This window comes from Curtobacterium sp. TXMA1 (assembly GCF_020162095.1).
Classification (GTDB): domain Bacteria; phylum Actinomycetota; class Actinomycetes; order Actinomycetales; family Microbacteriaceae; genus Curtobacterium.
Genome location: NZ_CP083910.1, coordinates 2,332,001 through 2,351,275 on the forward strand (window position 1 = coordinate 2,332,001; position 19,275 = coordinate 2,351,275).

20 protein-coding genes and 4 tRNA genes are annotated in these 19,275 nt (G+C 71.5%); 6 read left to right on the plus strand and 18 right to left on the minus strand.

Annotated elements, in window-relative coordinates; all coding sequences use genetic code 11:
- Window positions 1–18: 18 nt before the first annotated feature.
- A complete protein-coding gene (locus tag LCG91_RS10950) occupies window positions 19–774 on the plus strand; it encodes a YqaJ viral recombinase family protein (RefSeq protein ID WP_058749872.1) in 756 nt (251 codons plus the stop codon).
- On the opposite strand, the gene LCG91_RS10955 is transcribed toward LCG91_RS10950, so the two are convergent.
- The 6 genes from LCG91_RS10955 to LCG91_RS10980 form a co-directional block, all read right to left on the minus strand.
- Window positions 771–1,379: a Pr6Pr family membrane protein gene (locus LCG91_RS10955; protein WP_224441387.1), complete on the minus strand. Its 609-nt coding sequence runs from the start codon at window positions 1,377–1,379 to the stop codon at window positions 771–773. The genes LCG91_RS10950 and LCG91_RS10955 overlap by 4 nt on opposite strands.
- 84 nt (window positions 1,380–1,463) lie before the next feature.
- Entirely contained in the window at window positions 1,464–2,153 is a 690-nt protein-coding gene (gene rplA, locus LCG91_RS10960; protein WP_058727448.1) for a 50S ribosomal protein L1, read from the minus strand.
- 85 nt (window positions 2,154–2,238) lie between these two features.
- On the minus strand, window positions 2,239–2,670 hold the full coding sequence (gene rplK, locus LCG91_RS10965; protein WP_224441388.1) for a 50S ribosomal protein L11: 432 nt from the start codon (window positions 2,668–2,670) through the stop codon (window positions 2,239–2,241).
- Window positions 2,671–2,829: 159 nt separating this feature from the next.
- Window positions 2,830–3,873: a transcription termination/antitermination protein NusG gene (gene nusG / locus LCG91_RS10970; protein ID WP_058727447.1), complete on the minus strand. Its 1,044-nt coding sequence runs from the start codon at window positions 3,871–3,873 to the stop codon at window positions 2,830–2,832.
- 150 nt (window positions 3,874–4,023) lie between these two features.
- Window positions 4,024–4,302, minus strand: a complete 279-nt coding sequence (secE, locus tag LCG91_RS10975) for a preprotein translocase subunit SecE (RefSeq protein WP_058727463.1) — start codon at window positions 4,300–4,302, stop codon at window positions 4,024–4,026.
- Window positions 4,303–4,322: 20 nt separating this feature from the next.
- A tRNA-Trp gene (locus LCG91_RS10980) sits at window positions 4,323–4,395 on the minus strand.
- 187 nt (window positions 4,396–4,582) lie between these two features.
- On the opposite strand from LCG91_RS10980, the gene LCG91_RS10985 reads away from it, so the two are divergent.
- Window positions 4,583–5,794 carry a pyridoxal phosphate-dependent aminotransferase gene (locus LCG91_RS10985; protein ID WP_224443135.1) on the plus strand — a complete coding sequence of 404 codons (1,212 nt, stop codon included), beginning with the start codon at window positions 4,583–4,585 and terminating at the stop codon, window positions 5,792–5,794.
- Window positions 5,795–5,869: 75 nt separating this feature from the next.
- Here the strand turns inward: LCG91_RS10985 and LCG91_RS10990 are convergent, their stop codons facing one another.
- From LCG91_RS10990 to LCG91_RS11000, 3 genes are read right to left on the minus strand one after another with little or no spacing between them, the layout of a single operon-like run.
- On the minus strand, window positions 5,870–6,907 hold the full coding sequence (locus LCG91_RS10990) for a UDP-N-acetylmuramate dehydrogenase (RefSeq protein ID WP_058749891.1): 1,038 nt from the start codon (window positions 6,905–6,907) through the stop codon (window positions 5,870–5,872).
- Window positions 6,904–7,329, minus strand: a complete 426-nt coding sequence (locus tag LCG91_RS10995) for a MaoC/PaaZ C-terminal domain-containing protein (protein WP_224441389.1) — start codon at window positions 7,327–7,329, stop codon at window positions 6,904–6,906. Before LCG91_RS10995 ends, LCG91_RS10990 begins: the two co-directional genes overlap by 4 nt.
- Window positions 7,326–7,775, minus strand: a complete 450-nt coding sequence (locus LCG91_RS11000) for a MaoC family dehydratase N-terminal domain-containing protein (RefSeq protein ID WP_082687594.1) — start codon at window positions 7,773–7,775, stop codon at window positions 7,326–7,328. The genes LCG91_RS10995 and LCG91_RS11000 overlap by 4 nt, the downstream gene beginning before the upstream one ends.
- A 121-nt stretch (window positions 7,776–7,896) precedes the next feature.
- Here LCG91_RS11000 and LCG91_RS11005 point away from each other — a divergent pair, with 121 nt between their 5' ends.
- Complete coding sequence (locus LCG91_RS11005) at window positions 7,897–8,274, plus strand: hypothetical protein (protein WP_058727443.1); 378 nt, start codon at window positions 7,897–7,899, stop codon at window positions 8,272–8,274.
- Window positions 8,275–8,521: 247 nt separating this feature from the next.
- On the opposite strand, the gene LCG91_RS11010 is transcribed toward LCG91_RS11005, so the two are convergent.
- The 5 genes from LCG91_RS11010 to LCG91_RS11030 form a co-directional block, all read right to left on the minus strand.
- Window positions 8,522–8,598: transfer RNA gene (locus LCG91_RS11010), tRNA-Met, on the minus strand.
- 32 nt (window positions 8,599–8,630) lie between these two features.
- A tRNA-Thr gene (locus LCG91_RS11015) sits at window positions 8,631–8,702 on the minus strand.
- 92 nt (window positions 8,703–8,794) lie between these two features.
- The gene (locus LCG91_RS11020; protein ID WP_224441390.1) at window positions 8,795–10,027 is read right to left on the minus strand and encodes a M23 family metallopeptidase; all 1,233 of its coding nucleotides are present in this window, start codon (window positions 10,025–10,027) and stop codon (window positions 8,795–8,797) included.
- 147 nt (window positions 10,028–10,174) lie between these two features.
- Window positions 10,175–10,996, minus strand: a complete 822-nt coding sequence (locus LCG91_RS11025; protein WP_058749025.1) for an inositol monophosphatase family protein — start codon at window positions 10,994–10,996, stop codon at window positions 10,175–10,177.
- Between the two features lie 131 nt (window positions 10,997–11,127).
- Window positions 11,128–11,209 (minus strand) — tRNA-Tyr (locus LCG91_RS11030).
- Window positions 11,210–11,327: 118 nt separating this feature from the next.
- On the opposite strand from LCG91_RS11030, the gene LCG91_RS11035 reads away from it, so the two are divergent.
- Entirely contained in the window at window positions 11,328–11,816 is a 489-nt protein-coding gene (locus tag LCG91_RS11035) for a YajQ family cyclic di-GMP-binding protein (RefSeq protein ID WP_058730193.1), read from the plus strand.
- Window positions 11,817–11,827: 11 nt separating this feature from the next.
- The gene (gene cls / locus LCG91_RS11040; RefSeq protein WP_224441391.1) at window positions 11,828–13,288 is read left to right on the plus strand and encodes a cardiolipin synthase; all 1,461 of its coding nucleotides are present in this window, start codon (window positions 11,828–11,830) and stop codon (window positions 13,286–13,288) included.
- A gap of 30 nt (window positions 13,289–13,318) precedes the next feature.
- On the opposite strand, the gene LCG91_RS11045 is transcribed toward cls, so the two are convergent.
- From LCG91_RS11045 to LCG91_RS11060, 4 genes are read right to left on the minus strand one after another with little or no spacing between them, the layout of a single operon-like run.
- Window positions 13,319–14,440 carry a heparan-alpha-glucosaminide N-acetyltransferase domain-containing protein gene (locus tag LCG91_RS11045; protein WP_224441392.1) on the minus strand — a complete coding sequence of 374 codons (1,122 nt, stop codon included), beginning with the start codon at window positions 14,438–14,440 and terminating at the stop codon, window positions 13,319–13,321.
- A gap of 10 nt (window positions 14,441–14,450) precedes the next feature.
- Window positions 14,451–15,821: an FAD-dependent oxidoreductase gene (locus tag LCG91_RS11050; protein ID WP_224441393.1), complete on the minus strand. Its 1,371-nt coding sequence runs from the start codon at window positions 15,819–15,821 to the stop codon at window positions 14,451–14,453.
- A gap of 56 nt (window positions 15,822–15,877) precedes the next feature.
- Entirely contained in the window at window positions 15,878–16,954 is a 1,077-nt protein-coding gene (locus tag LCG91_RS11055; protein ID WP_058730197.1) for a polyprenyl synthetase family protein, read from the minus strand.
- A 32-nt stretch (window positions 16,955–16,986) separates the two neighbouring features.
- Window positions 16,987–17,778, minus strand: a complete 792-nt coding sequence (locus LCG91_RS11060; RefSeq protein WP_224441394.1) for a demethylmenaquinone methyltransferase — start codon at window positions 17,776–17,778, stop codon at window positions 16,987–16,989.
- Between the two features lie 172 nt (window positions 17,779–17,950).
- On the opposite strand from LCG91_RS11060, the gene LCG91_RS11065 reads away from it, so the two are divergent.
- Window positions 17,951–19,210 carry an isochorismate synthase MenF gene (locus tag LCG91_RS11065; protein ID WP_224441395.1) on the plus strand — a complete coding sequence of 420 codons (1,260 nt, stop codon included), beginning with the start codon at window positions 17,951–17,953 and terminating at the stop codon, window positions 19,208–19,210.
- Window positions 19,211–19,275 lie beyond the last annotated feature (65 nt).

Genomic DNA, 19,275 nt, shown 5'->3' on the forward strand with positions numbered 1-19,275 from the left:
CGGGGTGAGAATCGTCGGGTGACGATCGTGCAGCCCACCCTGTGGGGCGACCTGGACCCCGGCCTGGAGGCTCTCCCCGCCTCCGCCACGCCGGCCGCGTCCGGCGCTCGGTCGGCTGCACGTGCGACCGCTCCCGTCGGGCGGTCCGCCGTGGGTCCGCGCTCCACAGCGGGCGTCCACGACGCGTTCACCGCGCTCCGCGGGCACACCGAACGGATCGTGGCACACTCGTCCGACCGGGTGGCCTGGCTCCGCGCCCGCGCGATGGGGATCACCGCCACCGACGTCGCACGGCTCGCGTCGCTGCGGGCGGTCGAGGCGGTCGTGGCCGAGAAGCGGTACGGCTCCCGGTTCTCCGGGAACGCCTGGACCGAGCACGGCAAGGACCGTGAACCCGTCATCGCCGCCTGGGTCGCTGCCACGCACGGCATCGAGCCGTCCGCGCACCTGTTCCACGCGAGCACGAACCGGGCACACCTCGCCACCCCGGACGGTGTCGGGTACGACGCGTCCGAGCGCCTCGTGCTCGCCGAGATCAAGACCACCGGCAAGGCGTGGCGGAGCATCCCCCGGCACTACCTGCGACAGGTCTGGTGGCAGCAGTACGTCCTCGGTGCTGACCGCACCCTGTTCGTGTGGGAGCGGCACGACGACTTCGTGCCCGTCGCCGACGAGCCGGAGTGCCGCTGGGTCGACCGCGACGACGACCAGATCCGCGGTCTCGTGCAGCTCGCCGACCTGGTGCTCGACAAGCTGCGCGCGTTCCGGGTCTAGACCTTCACGAGTCGCAGCCGACTCATCCCGACCACGAGGACGCCGAGCAACGCGATCGTGACGCCGACACCGATGCAGTACAGCGTGACGACGCCGTAGCCCTGCGACGGGTCCAGGAACGGGTACGGCACCCAGCCGTCCGTCGCACCGCGCACCAGGACGACGAGCGTCCAGACCGCGGGGTAGAGCAGGAACCACCAGATGTGGCGGAAGAGCAGTCGCGCGCGGTCGGAGAACAGCAGCCAGTCGAGCACGGCGTAGAGCGGGATCCACTTGTGCAGCAGGTCGTTCGACCACGGGACCGTGTTCTCGACGGCAGCGCCGACGAGCAGCGTGTTGTAGACGATGCCGGTGGTGGCGATGTAGACCGTCGCTGCGCCACGGAGGACACTCACTCCGAGGTCGGCACGCTTGCGTCGGGCCGCCGCCACGAGGGTGACCGCGAACGCGATGCCGATGAGGATGTTCGACTGGATCGTGAAGTATCCGAAGAAGTTGAACGGGTTGTACGCCGGGAGCGTGGAGCTGACGAGCCACTGGCCGAGCACCGCGGCCACGACAGCGATCACGGTGACGAGCCGGAGGGAGTTGACGAGTGTCCGCACGGTGCCACGCTATCCGGCTGACCGCTCGTGAACGCAGAAGGACCCGCACCGATCCGGTGCGGGTCCTCCGATCCGATCAGTCGATCAGATGGCGTTGACGTCGAGCGGGATGCCCGGTCCGAAGGTCGTCGAGACGGCGCCCTTCGTGATGTAGCGACCCTTCGACGCGGACGGCTTGAGGCGGACGATCTCCTCGAGCGCGGCCGAGATGTTCTCGTCGAGCTGCTCCGGCGTGAACGAGGCCTTGCCGACGACGAAGTGCACGTTGGCGTGCTTGTCGACGCGGAACTCGATCTTGCCGCCCTTGATGTCGTTGACGGCCTGCGCCACGTTCGGGGTCACGGTGCCGGTCTTCGGGTTCGGCATGAGGCCACGCGGGCCGAGCACCTTGCCGAGACGACCGACCTTGCCCATGAGCTCCGGCGTCGCGACGGCGGAGTCGAAGGCGGTGTAGCCCTCGGCCACCTTCGCGATGAGCTCGTCGCCACCGACCTCGTCGGCACCGGCAGCGATCGCGGCCTCGGCCGCAGCGCCCACGGCGAAGACGATGACGCGGGCGGTCTTGCCCGTGCCGTGCGGCAGGATGACCGTGCCGCGGACCATCTGGTCGGCCTTGCGGGGGTCGACGCCGAGCTTCAGCGCGACCTCGACGGTGGAGTCGGTCTTCGCCGAGCCGGTCTCCTTCGCGAGGGCGACGGCCTCGGTCGGGGTGTAGAACTTGTCGGCCTCGATCTTCGCGGCCGCGGCCTGGTAGGCCTTGGACTTCTTCGCCATGGTGTTCTCCTCGCAGAGCTACGTGGTTGACGAGCCGGCGAGGCTCTCCCACGGAAAGGGGTCGGGGTGTGTGGGGCGCTGAGGCTTACGCCTCGACCGTGATGCCCATCGAACGAGCGGTGCCGGCGATGATCTTCGCGGCCTGCTCGATGTCGTTGGCGTTCAGGTCGGCCTGCTTGGTCTCGGCGATCTGACGGACCTGGTCCATCGAGATCTTCGCGACCTTGACCGTGTGCGGGGTCGAGGACCCCTTCTGCACACCCGCGGCCTTCTTGATCAGCTCTGCGGCCGGCGGGGTCTTGAGGACGAACGTGAACGAACGGTCCTCGTAGACGGTGATCTCGACCGGCACGACGTTCCCGCGCTGCGACTCGGTCGCGGCGTTGTACGCCTTGCAGAACTCCATGATGTTCACGCCGTGCTGACCGAGCGCAGGACCGATCGGCGGGGCCGGGTTGGCGGAGCCCGCGTTGATCTGCAGCTTGATGAGGCCCGTGACCTTCTTCTTCGGTGCCATGTTGTGCTTCCTCCTGGAATCGAACGCACGGGGACCCGTGCACTCTCCCGCTGGCCCGGCGGATCCGGACCGCGGTGAAGCCCCGCATGCCACAGCACGCGGGGCCAAACCTCAGTAGTCTACCCGATCGGTCGGACCGGGTCGACGCCCTGGGACGAACTAGAGCTTGGTGACCTGGTCGAAGCTCAGCTCGACCGGGGTCTCACGCTCGAACAGCGAGACGAGGACCGTGAGCTTGCCGCTCTCCGGCTTGATCTCCGAGATCGATCCCGGCAGACCAGCGAACGAGCCCTCCTTGATCGTGATCGTCTCGCCGATCTCGAAGTCGACCTCGGCCTGGGGCTGCGCCTGCGCGGCACCGCCGGACTTCGCGCCGCCCTTGGTGGGCGCGGCCTCGGCGACCTGGACGAGCGACTTCAGCATGCCGAACGCCTCGTCGAAGCGCAGCGGCGTCGGGTTGTGGGCGTTGCCCACGAAGCCGGTGACGCCGGGAGTGTGGCGGACGACCGACCACGAGTCCTCGTTGAGGTCCATGCGGACGAGCACGTACGAGGGGATCCGGACCCGGGTGACCAGCTTGCGCTGCCCGTTCTTGATCTCGACGACGTCCTCCATCGGGACCTCGACCTGGTAGATCGAGTCCTCCATCGACATCGAGATCATGCGGTTCTCGATGTTCGACTTCACGCGGCGCTCGAAGCCCGCGTAGGAGTGGATGACGTACCACTTGCCCGGCTTCATCCGCAGCTCGGCCTTGAAGGCGTCGTACGGGTCGACCTCGGCGGGCTCGTCGTCGGCGTCGAGGGCCTCGTCCGCGGCGAGCGTCTCGTTCGCCTCGGCTGCCGTGGCGTCCTCGAGCTCGGATTCCTCCTCGTCCTCGACGGCCTCGACCGCAGCCTCGGCCTCGTCGGCGGAGTCGATCTCGAGCGCGTCGTCCACGACGGCGTCCGCCTCGGGGTCGCGGGACTCGGCCAGTGCGGTGAGCGTCTCGTCGACGGAGGCGTCGACCGTGCCGTCGTCCGGCTCGTCGCTCAGACCGAGGGAGTCGTCGTCCTCGTCCTCGACGGAGATCGCGCGCTCCTCGGCGGACTCGACCGAACGGCCCTCGGCGGTCTCGACGTCGCCTTCCTGGTTCTCCTCGACCTCGGAGGACTGCTCAGCAGCCGTGGCGAGGTCGATGTCGTCGCGGGAGTAGTCAGACACTGCGGTTCTTTCCGTTCGGTGGTGCGGATCGGGTGAGTGGCCGGAGCGGTTCGCGTCCGTCGCCGTCTCGGGGAGACCGTACTCCTGTCCGTGTCCGGCCAGGTGGACGGACGCGGCCGGCCGCTGTCGGACCGGCCGGTCGACGACGGATCAGACCGTCGGACCGTTGCCGAACACGTAGCCGACCCCGAGACCGAAGACGAAGTCGAGGATCGACACCAGGATCATCATCACGACGACGAAGACGAGCACGACGCCGGTGAAGGTGAAGAGCTCCTTGCGCGTCGGCGTGACGACCTTGCGGAGCTCACCGATGACCTGGCGGATGAAGAGGACGACGGCGGCGATCGGGCCACCACGCTGAGCACGGTCGGCCTTGGCCTTCGCGACGACGTCGTCCGCCGTCGTCTCGATGTCCTTGCTCGCCACCTTCACACCTTCCAGACTTGCAGGGCGGACAGGACTCGAACCTGCAACCTGCGGTTTTGGAGACCGCTGCTCTACCAATTGAGCCACCGCCCTGTGAGGGTCGAGACCCCCTGGCACACGTTCCGTCACCGTTCCGTGCGCCGGTGGTCGAGTGTACGGGAGTCCGTCACACGCTGTCCACTCGGCCGCTCCCCCGGCGTGCCGCGCCGGTAGGCTCGTGGCCGTGAGCACCGCAGCCCCCGGCCCCGAGTCCACCACCCCCGAGCACGCGCAGACCACGATCGACGCGTCCGCCGACCGTCCGCGCATCGCGTCGCGCATCGCCGCGATCGCGGAGTCCGCGACCCTGAAGGTCGATGCCAAGGCGAAGGCGCTGAAGGCCGCCGGCCGCCCGGTGATCTCGTTCGCCGCGGGTGAGCCGGACTTCGCGACGCCCCAGCACGTCGTCGACGCGGCCGTCCTGGCCGTGCAGGACCCCGCGAACCACCGCTACACGCCCGCGACGGGTCTGCCCGAGCTGAAGCGGGCAATCGCCGAGAAGACCGCTCGCGAGTCCGGCACCACGGTCGACCCGTCGCAGGTCATCGTCACCAACGGCGGCAAGCAGGCCGTCTACCAGGCCTTCCAGACGATCGTGGACCAGGGCGACGAGGTCCTCCTCCCGGCCCCGTACTGGACCACCTACCCCGAGGCGATCCGCCTGGCCGGCGGCACCCCGGTCGAGGTCTTCGCCGGCAGCGAGCAGGACTACCTCGTCACGGTGGAGCAGCTCGAGGCGGCCCGCACGCCGCAGACCAAGGCGCTGCTGTTCTGCTCGCCCTCGAACCCCACCGGCTCGGTGTACTCGGCCGAGCAGACGAGGGCCATCGGCGAGTGGGCGCTCGAGCACGGCATCTGGGTCCTCAGCGACGAGATCTACCAGGACCTGGTCTACGACGACGTCACCTTCACGGGCATCCTCGACGCCGTGCCGGCCCTGGCGGACACGACGATCCTGGTCAACGGCGTCGCCAAGACCTACGCCATGACCGGATGGCGGGTCGGGTGGTTCATCGGCCCGGCCGACGCGGTGAAGGCCGCGTCGAACCTGCAGTCACACCTGTCGTCCAACGTCGCGAACGTGTCGCAGCGTGCGGCGATCGCGGCGCTCACCGGCCCACAGGAGCCCGTGCAGGCGATGCGCGAGGCGTTCGACCGCCGCCGCCGCGCGATCGTCGACGGGCTCAACGCGATCCCCGGCTTCGTCACGCCGACGCCGAAGGGTGCCTTCTACGTCTACCCCGACGTCACGGCACTGCTCGGCCGCGAGTGGGCGGGCTCGACCCCGACGACGACGCTCGAGCTCGCGGACCTGATCCTCGAGCACGCCGAGGTCGCGGTCGTGCCGGGCGAGGCCTTCGGTCCCTCCGGCTACATCCGCATGTCGTACGCGCTGGGCGACGACGACATCGCCGAGGGTGTCCGGCGCCTGACCGAGTTCTTCTCGGCGTAGACGGGGAACGACGAACGGCCCACCTCGACGAGGTGGGCCGTTCGTCGTCCTGGAGGGCCGGCGTGCGTCCGGTGATCAGCTCGCGGCGAGCAGGTCCCCCACGACGACCGGCTCCGGGACCAGCGAGACCCCGAAGCGGTTCAGGACGGTCACCTGCACGTACCGCGCGAGCTCGGCCACCTGGGCGGCGGACGCCCCGCCGCGGTTCGTCAACGCGAGGGTGTGCTTCGACGAGATCGCGGCCTGCGACCCGGGGACCGCGTACCCGCGGTGCACCCCGGCGTGCTCGATGAGCCACGCGGCGCTGAGCTTCACGTCGTCGCCGGCCGGCCACCGCGGCGCGTCGGCGGGGAGCGTCTCGGCGAACGCCGCGGACACGATGGGGTTCGTGAAGAAGGACCCGGCGCTCCAGGTGTCCGGGTCGGCGTCGTCGAGCACCATGCCCTTCGAGGCCCGGAGCCGCAGCACGGTCTCGCGGATCGTCATCGGCGCGACCGGGGTGCCGAGGTCGACACCGAGCGAGCCGGCGAGCTGGGCGTAACGGACCGGGACACCCTGGTCGACGGTCGTGCCGAGGCGGAACTCGACCGTCAGCACCACGCCCCGGCGCCCGTGCTTGAGCGTCGAGGTGCGGTAGCCGAGCGCCAGCTCGGCGGCGTCCACCCACGCGCGCTCCCCCGTCGACGCGTCGAGGAACTCGATGCGGGCGAGCACGTCGGAGAGCTCGACCCCGTAGGCGCCGATGTTCTGCACGGGGGCGGCACCGACCGTGCCCGGGATGCCGCTCAGGGCCTCCAGGCCGGTCCAGCCGTTCTCGACGGTCGTCGCCACGAACCGGTCCCACGGCTCGCCGGCCGCGACGCGGACGGTGACGCCGTCCACGTCCGGTTCGGCGTCGACGCCGTGCGTGCGGACGAGGACGACGGTGCCGGCAAAGCCGTCGTCGGCCACGAGCAGGTTGCTGCCGCCGCCGACAACGAGCCACTCGTCGTCCTGCCACGCGGTCTGCGCGTGCGTCACGAGCTCGTCGGTCGTGTCCGCGACCAGGAGGGTGGCCGCGGGGCCACCGACCCGGAACGTCGTGAGGTCGGCCAGTCGCGTCTCCACGGTCAGCGGAACACCACCGTGACCTGCGCCTTGCCGAGCACGGTCTGCCCGGCGGCGGTCACGGTGAGGTCGATGCGCTGCGGACGGCCCTGGTCGTCGACCGTGCCGACCTTGGCGACCACGCCGACGGTCGCACCCTGTTCCGGGTCGACGATGACCGGGCGGGTGAAGCGGACGCCGTAGCGCTGGACCCACCCGCGGTCGCCGAGCCACTCGGCGACGGGCTGGACGGCGAGGCCCATGGTGAGCATGCCGTGCGCGAGCACGCCGGGGAGGCCGACGGACGCGGCGACGTCGTCGCGGTAGTGGATCGGGTTGAAGTCCCCCGACGCACCGGCGTAGCGGACGAGCGCGTCGCGGGTCAGGTGGACCTCGCGCTCGGCGACGACGGCGCCGACCTCGAGCGCGGTGGCGGGTGCGGTGGTCATGCGTCGTCTCCTCGGACCACGAGGGTGGAGGTCGCGGTGACGACGTGCTCCCCCGAGGCGTCCTGCATCGTGCTCTCGGCGGTCACCATGGCGTTCCCGCCCAGGGTCTTCACGCTCGTGACGGTGAGCGTGGCGGTCAACTCGTCGCCGGCCACGATCGGCCGGTCGTACGTGAAGGACTGCTCGCCGTGCACGACACGGGAGAAGTCGATGCCGGCGTCCGGCTCGGCCAGGAGCTGCGCGAGCGTGGCCTCCTGCACGACGACGGCGAAGGTCGGCGGTGCGACCACGTCGGCGTACCCGGCGGCGCGGGCGGCGTCCGGCTCGTGGTGGATCGGGTTCGTCGCGAACACGGCGCGCGCGAACTCGCGCACCTTCTCGCGACCGACCAGGTAGGGCTGGGCCGGCGGGAACGTCCTGCCGACGAGCTCGGGGTTCACTGACACGGTCGCGAGTCTACCGAGCACCCTCGACACACGGTCCTTCGATGAGGATGATTCGGCTATGCTCGGCGCACGGTGTCCGGGGGGACGCCGACGGCACGACTCCGGGGACGGGGAGGGATCGATGGAGCACACGACCGAGTACGCGGTCCACACGGGGGACCGGTGCACCGCGATGGAGGTCGCCGGCGCGGCGCTCCGCCAGGCGGGACACCGGGTGGAGTCGACGGGTGGCACGATCACCGCGACGACCGGCAACCGCCTGCTGACGATCCTGCTCGGCGCACTCGTGCACCCGTCCCGGGAGTTCCGACGCTACGAGCTCTCGACGACCGTCACGGGGACGTCGACCACGCTCACGCTCCGGCACGCGCACCACGTCACGGCGGTGTCCGGCGGGAGCATCGGGGCAGGACGTCGGCGGAGCGCCTGGCAGCAGGTGGAGGCGACGCTCGAGCGGGCGCTCCGGGCCGCCGGCGTGCTGACCGCTCCCCCGCGCTGAACCGCGGGCGGCCCAGGTGCACCTGGTCGGGAGGTGCGTACCTGGTCGGGAGGCGCGTACCTGGTCGGAAGGTGCGTACCTGGTACGGCCGATCGACCAGGGATGCCCGATCGCACCGGGTACACCACCCATGGCGGGGAGGAGCGGGCGCGCAGACCGCGCGGCACGCCGATTCCGGTGGCCCGATGTCCCGGTGTCCCGGTGGCCCAGGAACGACGAAAGCCCGGCGATCTGGCCGCCGGGCCTGTGGTAGCGAGGACGGGACTTGAACCCGTGACCCCACGATTATGAGTCGTGTGCTCTAACCAACTGAGCTACCCCGCCAGAGATCCGGAGCGACTACCGCTCCGGGTCGGAGCCCCGAGTCAGGATTGAACTGACGACCCCTTCCTTACCATGGAAGTGCTCTACCACTGAGCTATCGGGGCGAGTGCCGCTCGGCGGCACCAGACGAGCGTAGCAGACGTGCGGCGGTGGTCGGGAACCGGACGCGACGCCCGGGCGTGCCGCCGCTCCACCGCTAGTTCGCGTTCGCGCGGAGCCAGGCGAGCGGGTCCACCGGGACGCCGCCGACGTGGATCTCCAGGTGCAGGTGGGGTCCGGTCGAGTTGCCGGTCGAGCCGACCTCGCCGAGCTCGTCCCCCACGGCGACCTCCTGGCCGGTGACGACCTTGAACGTGCCGTCCTTCATGTGCCCGTAGACGCTGACGAACTGCTTGCCGTCGACGTCGTGCTGCACCCAGACGTCGTTGCCGAACCCGCCGTCGTGCGCCTGCACCTTGATCACGGTGCCCGCCGCGACGGAGCGGATCGGGGTGCCCTCGCCCGGGGCGAAGTCGACGCCCATGTGGTTCGTCGAGCAGAACGAGCAGCCCTCGACCTGGCGGCCGCCGAAGCCCGACGTGATCGGCACGCCCGTCAGGAACGGCCACTGGATGGACCCGTTCGGGTCGTTCGTGAAGGTCGACGCGTCCACGTTCTTGTACTGCGTGGCGGACGTGACCGAGTACTGGTCGCGGGTGGTCTCCGCATCGGCGGCACCGTCACCCACGCTGAGCGACTGACCGTCGCCTGCGGCAGTGGCCCGGGCCGTGGTGCTGTCCGCCTGCGGGACCCAGAGCGCCTGAGCCGGCAGCGACGTCGAGACGACCAGGCCGGCGGCGAAGAGCAGCGCCCCGACCGCCGTGACGCGCGAGGCGTTCCGCCGGAGGGCGTCACCGCGCGCGACGCCCGCCACGACCGCCGGCGTCGGCGCACTGCCGATGTGCCGGGTCGCGCGGTCGACACGCGCGGAGGAGGCCGTCCGCCGGTCGCGGACGCGGCCGGTCTGCGACGCACGACCGCCGCGGGACGACGGGGCGGTCACGGAGCGCTGCGCGACCGACGGGCGGACCGGCTCGACGACCGGGGTGGGCGCGCGCGAGGCGTCCACCGCGGGCGCCACGTCCGGTGACGCGGGGGCGGGCGGGGTCACCGCACCCGCTGACGGCGCGGGCAGGACGGGTGAGCTCGGCGCGAGGTCGATGGGCGACACCGGGGCCGCCGGCGTCGTGGGTGCGACGAGCTCGTCGAACGACGGCCCGGCGACGGACCCGGGGACCGCCGCCGTCGCCTGCACCGCAGGACGGACCTCCGTCGCAGCGGCACGACGCTCGGCCTCGATGCGTGCGCGTCGCGTCAGGTGCACGACCGGTTCGGTCGCGGTCTCGGGGCGGGTGGGCGTCGTCGCGGTCGGCTGTGAGGCGTGGGGCATGTGTTCGGGGCTGATCCTGATCGGGGCACGAGGCGCTCGTTGGTAACGAGCAGGTAACGGGACTGCAGCACGCTAGCAGGGGCCGTCCCGCGCCGCCAGTCGCGTGCACGACCGTGCAGGGCACGCAGCACAGGCTCCGCCCGGCGGTCAGCCCCCGAGCACCGCGGACTCGAGCCCGCGCACGAGGGCCTCGAGCTCGTCCGCGACCGCAGGCGCGGCGAACAGGAAGGACCGCGTGCCGCCGGCCTCCCAGATCCGGACGTCGGCCCCGGCCTCGGCCGCGACGAGCGACCCGGCCGCCATGTCCCACGGGTTGATCCCGCGCTCGTAGTAGGCGTCGACGGTGCCGGCGCCGACCGCACAGCAGTCGAGCGACGCGGCTCCGGCACGCCGGACGTCCCGGACCTCGCCGATCAGACCGGCGAGCACCGCAACCTGCTCACGACGGCGGTCCGCGGTGTAGCCGAAGCCCGTCGCGACGAGCGCCTCGGCGAGCGATGCGGGCGCGGACACCCGGAGCGGGACCCCGTCGCGCGTCGCGCCCTCGCCGGCCACCGCGCGGTACACCGTGCCCGTCGCCGGCGCCACGACGATGCCCGCGAGCGCCTCCCACTGCGTCGGGTCCGCACTCCCCCGGACGACGCCGATGCTCACCCCGTACTGCTCGCTGCCGTACAGGTAGTTGACCGTGCCGTCGATGGGGTCGACCACCCACGTGATGCCCGACGAGCCGGTGCCCGCGCCGGACTCCTCACCGAGGAAGCCGTCGTCGGGTCGGGCCTCGGCGATCCGGGCACGGACGAGTGACTCGACCTCGCGGTCGGCCGCCGTCACGACGTCGACGATGCTCGACTTCCGGTCGGCGACCTCGACACCCTCCGCACGTCGGCGCGCGGCGAGGGCGGCTGCCTCTCGGGCGATCGACTCGGCGAGGTCGGCGAACTGAGCTGGGCTGAGCGTGTCGGGCATGCCCCCAAGCCTGCCGGATCGCGACCAGGAAGGCCGCAAGCCCGAGACCGGCGCGAGCAACGGCACCGGCCCGGGAACGGCAACAGCCCCGTCCGATCCGGACGGGGCTGTTTGTCTTGTGCTGTCTGCTGTGGCAAGTGAGGGATTCGAACCCCCGAAGGCTACGCCGGCTGATTTACAGTCAGATCCCTTTGGCCGCTTGGGTAACTTGCCGTGTGCGCACCCGGCCGGTGTGGTCACCAACCGAAGGCGCGCTGAAGAGCATACCGGACTCCGGAGGGTGCTCGTGACCACCGAACCGGGACCGCGCCGCGCCGTTAGGCTGTCCGGCATGGCAGACAGTTCCTTCGACGTGGTCAGCAAGGTCGACAAGATGGAGGCGGAGAACGCCCTCAACCAGGCCGCCAAGGAGATCGAGCAGCGGTACGACTTCAAGGGCGCCGACGCGTCGATCGCGTTCAGCGGCGAGGACGTCCTCATCAAGGCGAACTCCGAGGAGCGCGCGAAGGCCGTCCTCGACGTGCTGCAGAGCAAGGCGATCAAGCGGAACATCTCGCTGAAGAGCCTGGACGCCGGCGACCCCTACCCCTCGGGCAAGGAGTACCGCATCGAGGTGAAGTTCAAGAACGGCATCGAGCAGGACGTCGCGAAGAAGATCGGTGCGTTCCTCCGTGCGAACGCCCCGAAGAGCGTGAAGAGCCAGATCCAGGGTGACGAGCTCCGCGTCTCCTCGAAGAGCCGCGACGACCTCCAGAACACGATCCAGCTCCTCAAGGGTGAAGAGTTCGACGTGCCGCTGCAGTTCATCAACTTCCGCTAGCGCCGCACCCCGTGGAGCACTGGCTCGGCGTCGCGGTCACCGTCCTCCTGGTCCTGCTGGACCTGGCGATCCGCGTCTTCTCGATCATCTACGTCCCCTACAACCGGAAGCCGCAGACCGCGACGGCCTGGCTGCTCGCGATCTTCCTGATCCCGTACATCGGGTTCATCGTCTTCCTCGTCATCGGGTCGACGAAGCTGCCGAAGGCACGTCGCGAGAAGCAGACCGAGATCAACGCGTACATCCTCGAGCAGACCGAGGGCATCGAACGGGTGCGCCGCGACCACCCCTGGCCGCCGTGGCTCGAGAGCGTGACGACGCTGAACCGCGAGCTCGGCGCGATGCCGCTCGTCGGCGGCAACTCCGCGGAGCTCTACCCCGACTCGTACGAGTCGGTGCAGGAGATGACCCGCGCGATCGACCAGTCGCGGCGCTTCGTGCACGTCGAGTTCTACATCGCGACGCTCGACGACACGACGCGGCCGTACTTCGAGGCCCTCGCCCGGGCGCAGGCCCGCGGCGTCACGGTCCGGTTCCTGCTCGACCACTGGGCGAGCCGCGGGTACCCGGGCTACAAGGACACGCTCGCGTTCCTCGACCGGGCGAACATCGAGTGGCACCTCATGCTCCCGCTGCAGCCGCTGCAGGGGAAGTTCCAGCGCCCCGACCTGCGCAACCACCGGAAGATCATGGTGGTCGACGGCTCGGTCGCGTTCACCGGGTCGCAGAACCTGATCGACCCGTCGTACGACCTGAAGTCGCACATCGAGAAGGGCATGGTCTACAAGGACCTGTTCGCCCGCTTCGAGGGGCCGGTCGTCGCGGGGCTCAACGCGCTGTTCGTGACGGACTGGTACAGCGAGACCGACGAGCTCCTGCTCCGCGAGAGCGACCCGGTCCAGCGGGCCGACCGCGGCGACGCGCTCGACTGCCAGGTCGTGCCGTCCGGGCCCGGGTTCGACGGCGAGAACAACCTGCGCCTCTTCAACGCGCTGCTGTACTCCGCGCAGGAGAAGGTCTCGATCACCTCGCCCTACTTCGTCCCCGACGACTCGATGCTCTACGCGATCACGACCACCGCCCAGCGCGGGGTCGCGGTCGAGCTCTTCGTCGGCGAGATGGGCGACCACGCGATGACGTGGCACGCGCAGCGCTCGTACTACGAGGAACTCCTCCGCGCCGGCGTGCGGATCTGGCTCTACCGCGCCCCGACGATCCTGCACGCGAAGCACTTCACCATCGACGACGACGTGTCGGTCATCGGGTCCAGCAACATGGACATGCGGTCCTTCAGCCTGAACCTCGAGGTCTCCGTGATGGTGCGCGGCCGCCGCTTCGTCGACGCGCTCCGCGGGGTGCAGGACGCGTACAAGGACGCGTCGTTCGAGCTCACGCTGGACGCGTGGCTCGAGCGCCCGCGTCGGTCGCAGGTCCTCGACAACGTCGCGCGGCTCACCGCCGCCCTGCAGTAGGTCCCCGGCAGGGAGGCGCGGCGCCCGTCGTCAGCGTGCGGCCGGTACCAGACGGGTGAGGCGCGCGACCAGGCGCTCGAGCGGACCGCTCCCGAGGAACGCACGCCACAGCATCGCGACGAGCACCGACCCGATCGCGAACCACGCCCACACCGTCCCGGACTGCGGGTACTCCGGCAGCAGCGCGATCACCACCAGGTGCCCCGCGTAGACCGTCAGCGGCATCGACCCGACCGCCGCGAGCGGGAACGCGATCCGCGCGGCGGCCCGACCACGACCGTCGAACACCAGCGTGCACAGGGCGACCACCGCCACCGCGACCCCGGCGGTCCCGACGACGTCGACGACCGACGACGAGTGGTCGCGCGGGGACAGCAGCAGCTGCGCGAGGGCCGACGCTCCCCCGCTGCCGTCCGGCGCCCACGGCACCCCAGGGAACGCCTCGAAGACGGCGCCGGGCGGGACCGGCGCCAGGACGTTCCCGAGCACGTAGGCGACGACGCCGACCAGCACGCCGGACGCGAGGAGCGCGACCTGCGCACGCCGCGCCTCCAGACCGACCCTGGCGACCGCGAGCCCGACCAGGACGTACGCCAGGAACGTGACCACGGGGTAGACGAGTCCGAGCTGGACCTCCCACATCCCGGCGCCCGCGTACAGCGGGACGACCGCGAGCGCGACGACCGGCGACAGCAGCGCGCACACCGCGGCGGCCACGAGCAGCCCGACCGGCCGCCACCGGAGCACCGGGAGCACGAGCAGGAACAGCACACCGTACGTGGGCAGGATCACGTAGACCGGCGTGCCGAGGGCCATCAGCAGGAGCCCGACGGCGACCACCGCCACCGCCCGGATCGCGAGCCGTGCCCGGATCCGTCCGATCGCCGGGGGTCCGGGCGGGTCCGTCCGACCGCTCGTCAGGCCGATCGAGACGCCTGCCAGCACGGCGAACAGGGTCGACGGCCGCCCGTGCGCCACGGCGGACCACGTGGCGGGATCGCTCCAGTCGACCTCGTCCGCGATGCCGCCGACGTGGGCGGCCATCATCCCGAGGAGCGCGAGCGCCCGCGCGACGTCGACGCCCTGCAGGCGACCGGGCGCGACGAGCACGCCCCGCATCGCGGCGGGCGGTGCGGGGCGTGCGGCGGTCATCGTGCGACGATCAGATCGTCGGCGACGAGACGCGTCGGAGCGAGACGTCGACCATCTCGTCGCGGGGCACGACCTTGATGCGCTCACGGCCCTCCGCGGCGCCCAGGGCCTGCTCGTGCTCGTCCAGCGCGTGCCAGCCGTCGAGGTCCGTGTACTCCACCCCGCGCTCGCGGAGCAGTGCCGGGACCGCCTCGGGCGCCGGGTCGGCCGGGGTCCACCACGACGCCTGGTCGTTGACGATGTGCTGGACGGTCTCCATCGCGTCGGACTTCGTGTGCCCGATCAGGCCGACCGGGCCGCGCTTGATCCAGCCCGTGGCGTAGACGCCGGGGACGGGCGAGCCGTCCTCGTCGAGCACCTGGCCCTCGCGGTTCGGGATCACGCCGGTCGTCTCGTCGAAGGGCACGCCGGGCAGCGGGGAGCCGAAGTAGCCGACCGCGCGGTAGACGGCCTGCACGGCGAGCTCGCGGATCTCCCCCGTGCCCTCGACGCCGCCCTCGCCGTTCGGCCGGGTACGCTCGTAGCGCAGCGCCGTGACGTGGCCGTCCTCGCCGACGATCTCGACGGGCTTGGCCCAGAAGTGCAGGTGGAGCCGCCGGCTGGCCTGCCCGACCTCGCGCGTGCGCCACTGCTCCAGGACACGGTTCATCACCATGACCTGCTTGTTGGTCTGGATCGCGGTGAGCGACGCCTCGTCGTGGTCGAAGTCCTCGTCGTACACGACCATGTCGACGTCGCGGAGTTCGCCGAGCTCACGGAGCTCCAGCGGCGTGAACTTCACCTGCGCCGGACCGCGTCGGCCGAAGACGTGCACGTCGGTCACCGGGGAGTCCTTGAGGCCCTCGTACACGTTCGCCGGGATCTCGGTCGGCAGCAGGTCGTCCGCGTGCTTCGCGAGGATGCGCGACACGTCGAGCGCGACGTTGCCGTTGCCGATCACCGCGACGCTCGACGCCGTCAGCGGCCAGGTGCGCGGCACGTCCGGGTGCCCGTCGAACCAGCTGACGAAGTCGGCCGCACCGTAGGAGCCGTCGAGGTCGATGCCGGGGACGTCGAGCTCGGCGTCCTTGATCGCGCCGGTCGAGAAGAGCACCGCGTGGTAGTGCTGCTTGAGGTCGTCCATCGTGATGTCACGGCCGAACCGCACGTTGCCGAACAGCCGGACGACACCGCGGTCGAGCACGTCGCGCAGCGCGTTCACGATGCCCTTGATGCGCGGGTGGTCCGGGGCGACGCCGTAGCGGACCAGCCCGTAGGGTGCGGGCAGCTGTTCGAAGAGGTCGATCGACACGTCGGTGCCGTGCGCCTCGCGCAGCAGGATGTCCGCGGCGTAGATGCCGGCGGGACCGGCGCCGACGATGGCGATTCGGAGGGTGGGCACTGATGTCTCCAGTTCGTTCGGTCGGGGCGCTCCCGGGCGGCGGCGCGCCTCCCGGTTCAGCGGCTGCGCTCGACGACGGACTCGGCGAACCGCGTCAGTGCGCGCTTCACGGTGCCGTCGGGCAGCGGTTCCAGGGCTGCGACCGCCTCCTCCGCCCAGCGGACGGCGACGGCGCGGGTCGCGGTGGTCGCCTCGTGCTCGCGGAGCGCGGTGACGGCCGACTGGTAGGGCGCGGAGTCCACGGCGTCGTCGGGGGCGTCCTTGACGTCGTGCTCGATGCGGACGAGCAGCGCGGCCGCACCGTCGTCACCGGCGGCGAGGCGCCGGAGCTGCAGCAGGGGCAGCGTGTCGACGCCGGCGCGCAGGTCGTTCCCGGCGATCTTGCCGGTGCGGTCCTTCGCGGGGGCGAGGTCGATGACGTCGTCCACGAGCTGGAAGGCAACGCCCACCTTCTCGCCGAAGGTGCCGACGGCGTCGAGGTAGGCACGGTCGGCGCCGGAGAACATCACGCCCGCGCGGGCGGCGGTGGCGATCAGCGACCCGGTCTTGTCGCTGAGCACCTGGATGTAGTGCTCGACGGGGTCGTCGTCGGGCTGTGGTCCGGTCGTCTCGTGCAGCTGTCCCATGCAGAGCCGCTGGAAGGTCTCCGCCTGCATGCGGATGCCCTCGGTGCCGAGGTCGGCGGTGATCAGGCTGGCCCGTGCGAACAGTAGGTCACCCGTCAGGATCGCGACGTTGTTGCCGTAGGTCACGTGCGCGGCGGGCACCCCGCGACGGACCGGCGCCTCGTCCATGACGTCGTCGTGGTACAGCGACGCCAGGTGCGTGGTCTCGATGCTCACCGCGGCCTTCACCACGGCGTCCGTCACGCCGTTGCCCAGCTGCGCGATGAGCAGGGTCAGGGTCGGCCGGATGCGCTTGCCGCCCGCCGAGAGCAGGTAGCGACTCGTGGTGTCCGCCAGCGTGTCGGTCGACCGCATGGCCTCCTCGAGGCCCTGTTCGACGAGCTCGAGCCCGTCGTCCACGGCGCTGATGAAGCGCCGCTCGGACGGGGTCGCGAACAACCGCTCGCCGATGCCCAGCGAGGCGCGGAGGCTCGGTGCGCGACGTGCGACCGGGACGCTCGGGTTCAAGTGCTGCTCCGTGTTCGGGGTCGGGTGACCGGTCAGGCGTCGCCGGGTTCGACGCTCGGCTGCTCGCCGGTGTGCTGGTGCTCGCGACGTGCCTTCGCCCGACGGGCGACGGACTCGCGGACCTCGCCCGCGACGGGCTTGCGGCCGCGGTGCAGCGCGACGATGCCGGCGGTGAGGTTGCGGTGCGCGACCATCGTGAAGCCGACGCCGCGGAGCCACTGGCTGAGGACCTGCTGGTCCGGCCACGCCTCGATCGACTCGGCCAGGTAGCGGTAGGCCGCCGGGTTGCTGCTCGACAGCCGCGCGATGCCCGGGAGCACGCGCTTGAGGTACGCGCCGTACCCGAAGCGCAGCAACGCCATCGGGGGCGTGGAGAACTCGCAGATGACGAGTCGGCCGCCCGGCTTCAACACCCGGAGCATCTCCGTGATCGCCTGCATGGGGTCGTTGACGTTGCGGAGCCCGAAGGAGATCGTGACCGCGTCGAACGTGTCGTCGTCGAAGGGCAGGTGCTCGGCGTCGCCCTCGACGAACGTGATCTCGGGGTGTCGCTCGCGCCCGACGGCGATCATGCCCGCCGACAGGTCGAGCGCCGTGACGTCCGCCCCCTTCTTCGCCAGGGCGGCCGCGCTCGTCCCGGTCCCCGCGGCGATGTCCAGCACCTTCTCGCCCTGCTGGGGGTCGACCGCTCGGACCGTCGCGACGCGCCACAGCGGGGCGTTGCCCGCCGACAGGATGTCGTTCGTGAGGTCGTACTTCGCGGCGACGTCGTCGAACATGGCCGCCACCTCGTCCGGCCGCTTGCTCAGGTCCGCTCTGCTCACCGCACCATCCTAGAGGGCGTGGCTCCCCGCTGCCCGGACGCCCGGCCGCGGTCAGCCGAGCCGCCCGGCCGCGGTCAGCCGAACCGTTCGGCCGCGGTCAGCCGAGCCGCCGCGGTACCGACCCCACGGCCGCCGGACGGACCCCGGTCGGCCGCGCGCGTACGATCGGGGCGTGACCCGAACCACCACGGCGGCCCCCACGCTCACGGTCTCGACCCGGATCCTCGACGACCCGGGGGACGTCCTCCGCCACACCCTCCGGGACGCACCGCTGGCGTTCGTCCGGAGCGGGGACGGCATCGTCGGGATCGGTGAGGCGGCGCGGTTCACGTTCTCCGGCCCCGACCGGATGCGGCAGGCGTCCGCGGTCTGGCGCGAGCTCGTGCAGGGTGCCGTCGTGGACGACCCCGTGCAGCTGCGCGGCACCGGGCTCGTCGCGTTCGGGTCCTTCGCCTTCGCCGACGACTCCGCCGAGCGGAGCGTGCTCGTCGTGCCCCGGGTGGTCATCGGCAAGCGCCGTGGGAAGGCCTGGCTCACCGCCGTCGACACCACCCCCGACCCCGAGCCCCTGGCCTTCTCGCGGACCTCCGTGCCGGTGCCGGCCGTCGGCGCACACGTCTCGGTCGCGCTCGGCCCCGGGCGGGTCGACGAGGACGCCTACGCCGCGGCCGTGGCCGACGCCGTGCGCCGGATCACCGCGGGCGAGGCCGAGAAGGTCGTCCTGGCGCGCGACCTGGTCGGCGCGCTGCCGGTCGGAGCCGACCGACGCGCGATCCTGCTCGACCTGGCGGCCGCCTACCCGCAGTGCGTCACGTTCGCCGTCGACGGCCTGGTCGGCGCGACCCCGGAGACCCTCGCCCGCACCGACGGCACGGAACTGTCCGCGCGGGTGCTCGCCGGGAGCGCCGCACGCGGTGCCGACCCGGTGTCCGACCGCGCCGCCGCCGAGGCCCTCGCGTCGAGCGCGAAGGACGTCGAGGAGCACGGCTTCGCGATCGCGAGCCTGCTGCACGCGCTGCGGACCGTCGCGACCGACGTCCGCGCCGACCCGGAGCCCTTCCGCCTGCAGCTGCCGAACCTGTGGCACCTGGCCACCGACGTCCGGGCGACCCTGCCGGTCGGCACCACCTCGCTCGACGTCGCCGACGCCCTGCACCCGACCGCCGCGGTCGCCGGTACCCCCACCGACGTCGCGGTGCGCCTGGTCGCCGAGCTCGAGGGCGTCGACCGCGGGCGGTACGCCGGTCCCGTCGGCTGGCTCGGGGCGAACGGCGACGGTGAGTGGATGCTCGCGCTCCGCAGCGCCCGGATCGACGACGACGGGACGGTGCGCGCGTGGGCGGGCGCCGGGATCGTCGCGGGCTCGGAGCCCGCGCGCGAGGTCGCCGAGACCGCCCTGAAGTTCCGCCCGATCCGCGACGCGCTGGCCTGACGACACCCGGCTGCTGCCGGTCGGAGCTGCAACCGGTGCGGGCGGACCGGCAGCAGCCGTCGGTC

Coding starts and splice junctions, on each gene's coding strand:
- LCG91_RS11045 (WP_224441392.1), bottom strand. CDS start 14,440: ATGACCGCCGCACGCCCCGCACCGCCCGCCGCGATGCGGGGCGTGCTC.
- LCG91_RS10995 (WP_224441389.1), bottom strand. CDS start 7,329: ATGACCACCGCACCCGCCACCGCGCTCGAGGTCGGCGCCGTCGTCGCC.
- rplA (WP_058727448.1), bottom strand. CDS start 2,153: ATGGCGAAGAAGTCCAAGGCCTACCAGGCCGCGGCCGCGAAGATCGAG.
- LCG91_RS11020 (WP_224441390.1), bottom strand. CDS start 10,027: ATGCCCCACGCCTCACAGCCGACCGCGACGACGCCCACCCGCCCCGAG.
- LCG91_RS11035 (WP_058730193.1), top strand. CDS start 11,328: ATGGCAGACAGTTCCTTCGACGTGGTCAGCAAGGTCGACAAGATGGAG.
- rplK (WP_224441388.1), bottom strand. CDS start 2,670: ATGGCACCGAAGAAGAAGGTCACGGGCCTCATCAAGCTGCAGATCAAC.
- LCG91_RS11005 (WP_058727443.1), top strand. CDS start 7,897: ATGGAGCACACGACCGAGTACGCGGTCCACACGGGGGACCGGTGCACC.
- LCG91_RS11025 (WP_058749025.1), bottom strand. CDS start 10,996: ATGCCCGACACGCTCAGCCCAGCTCAGTTCGCCGACCTCGCCGAGTCG.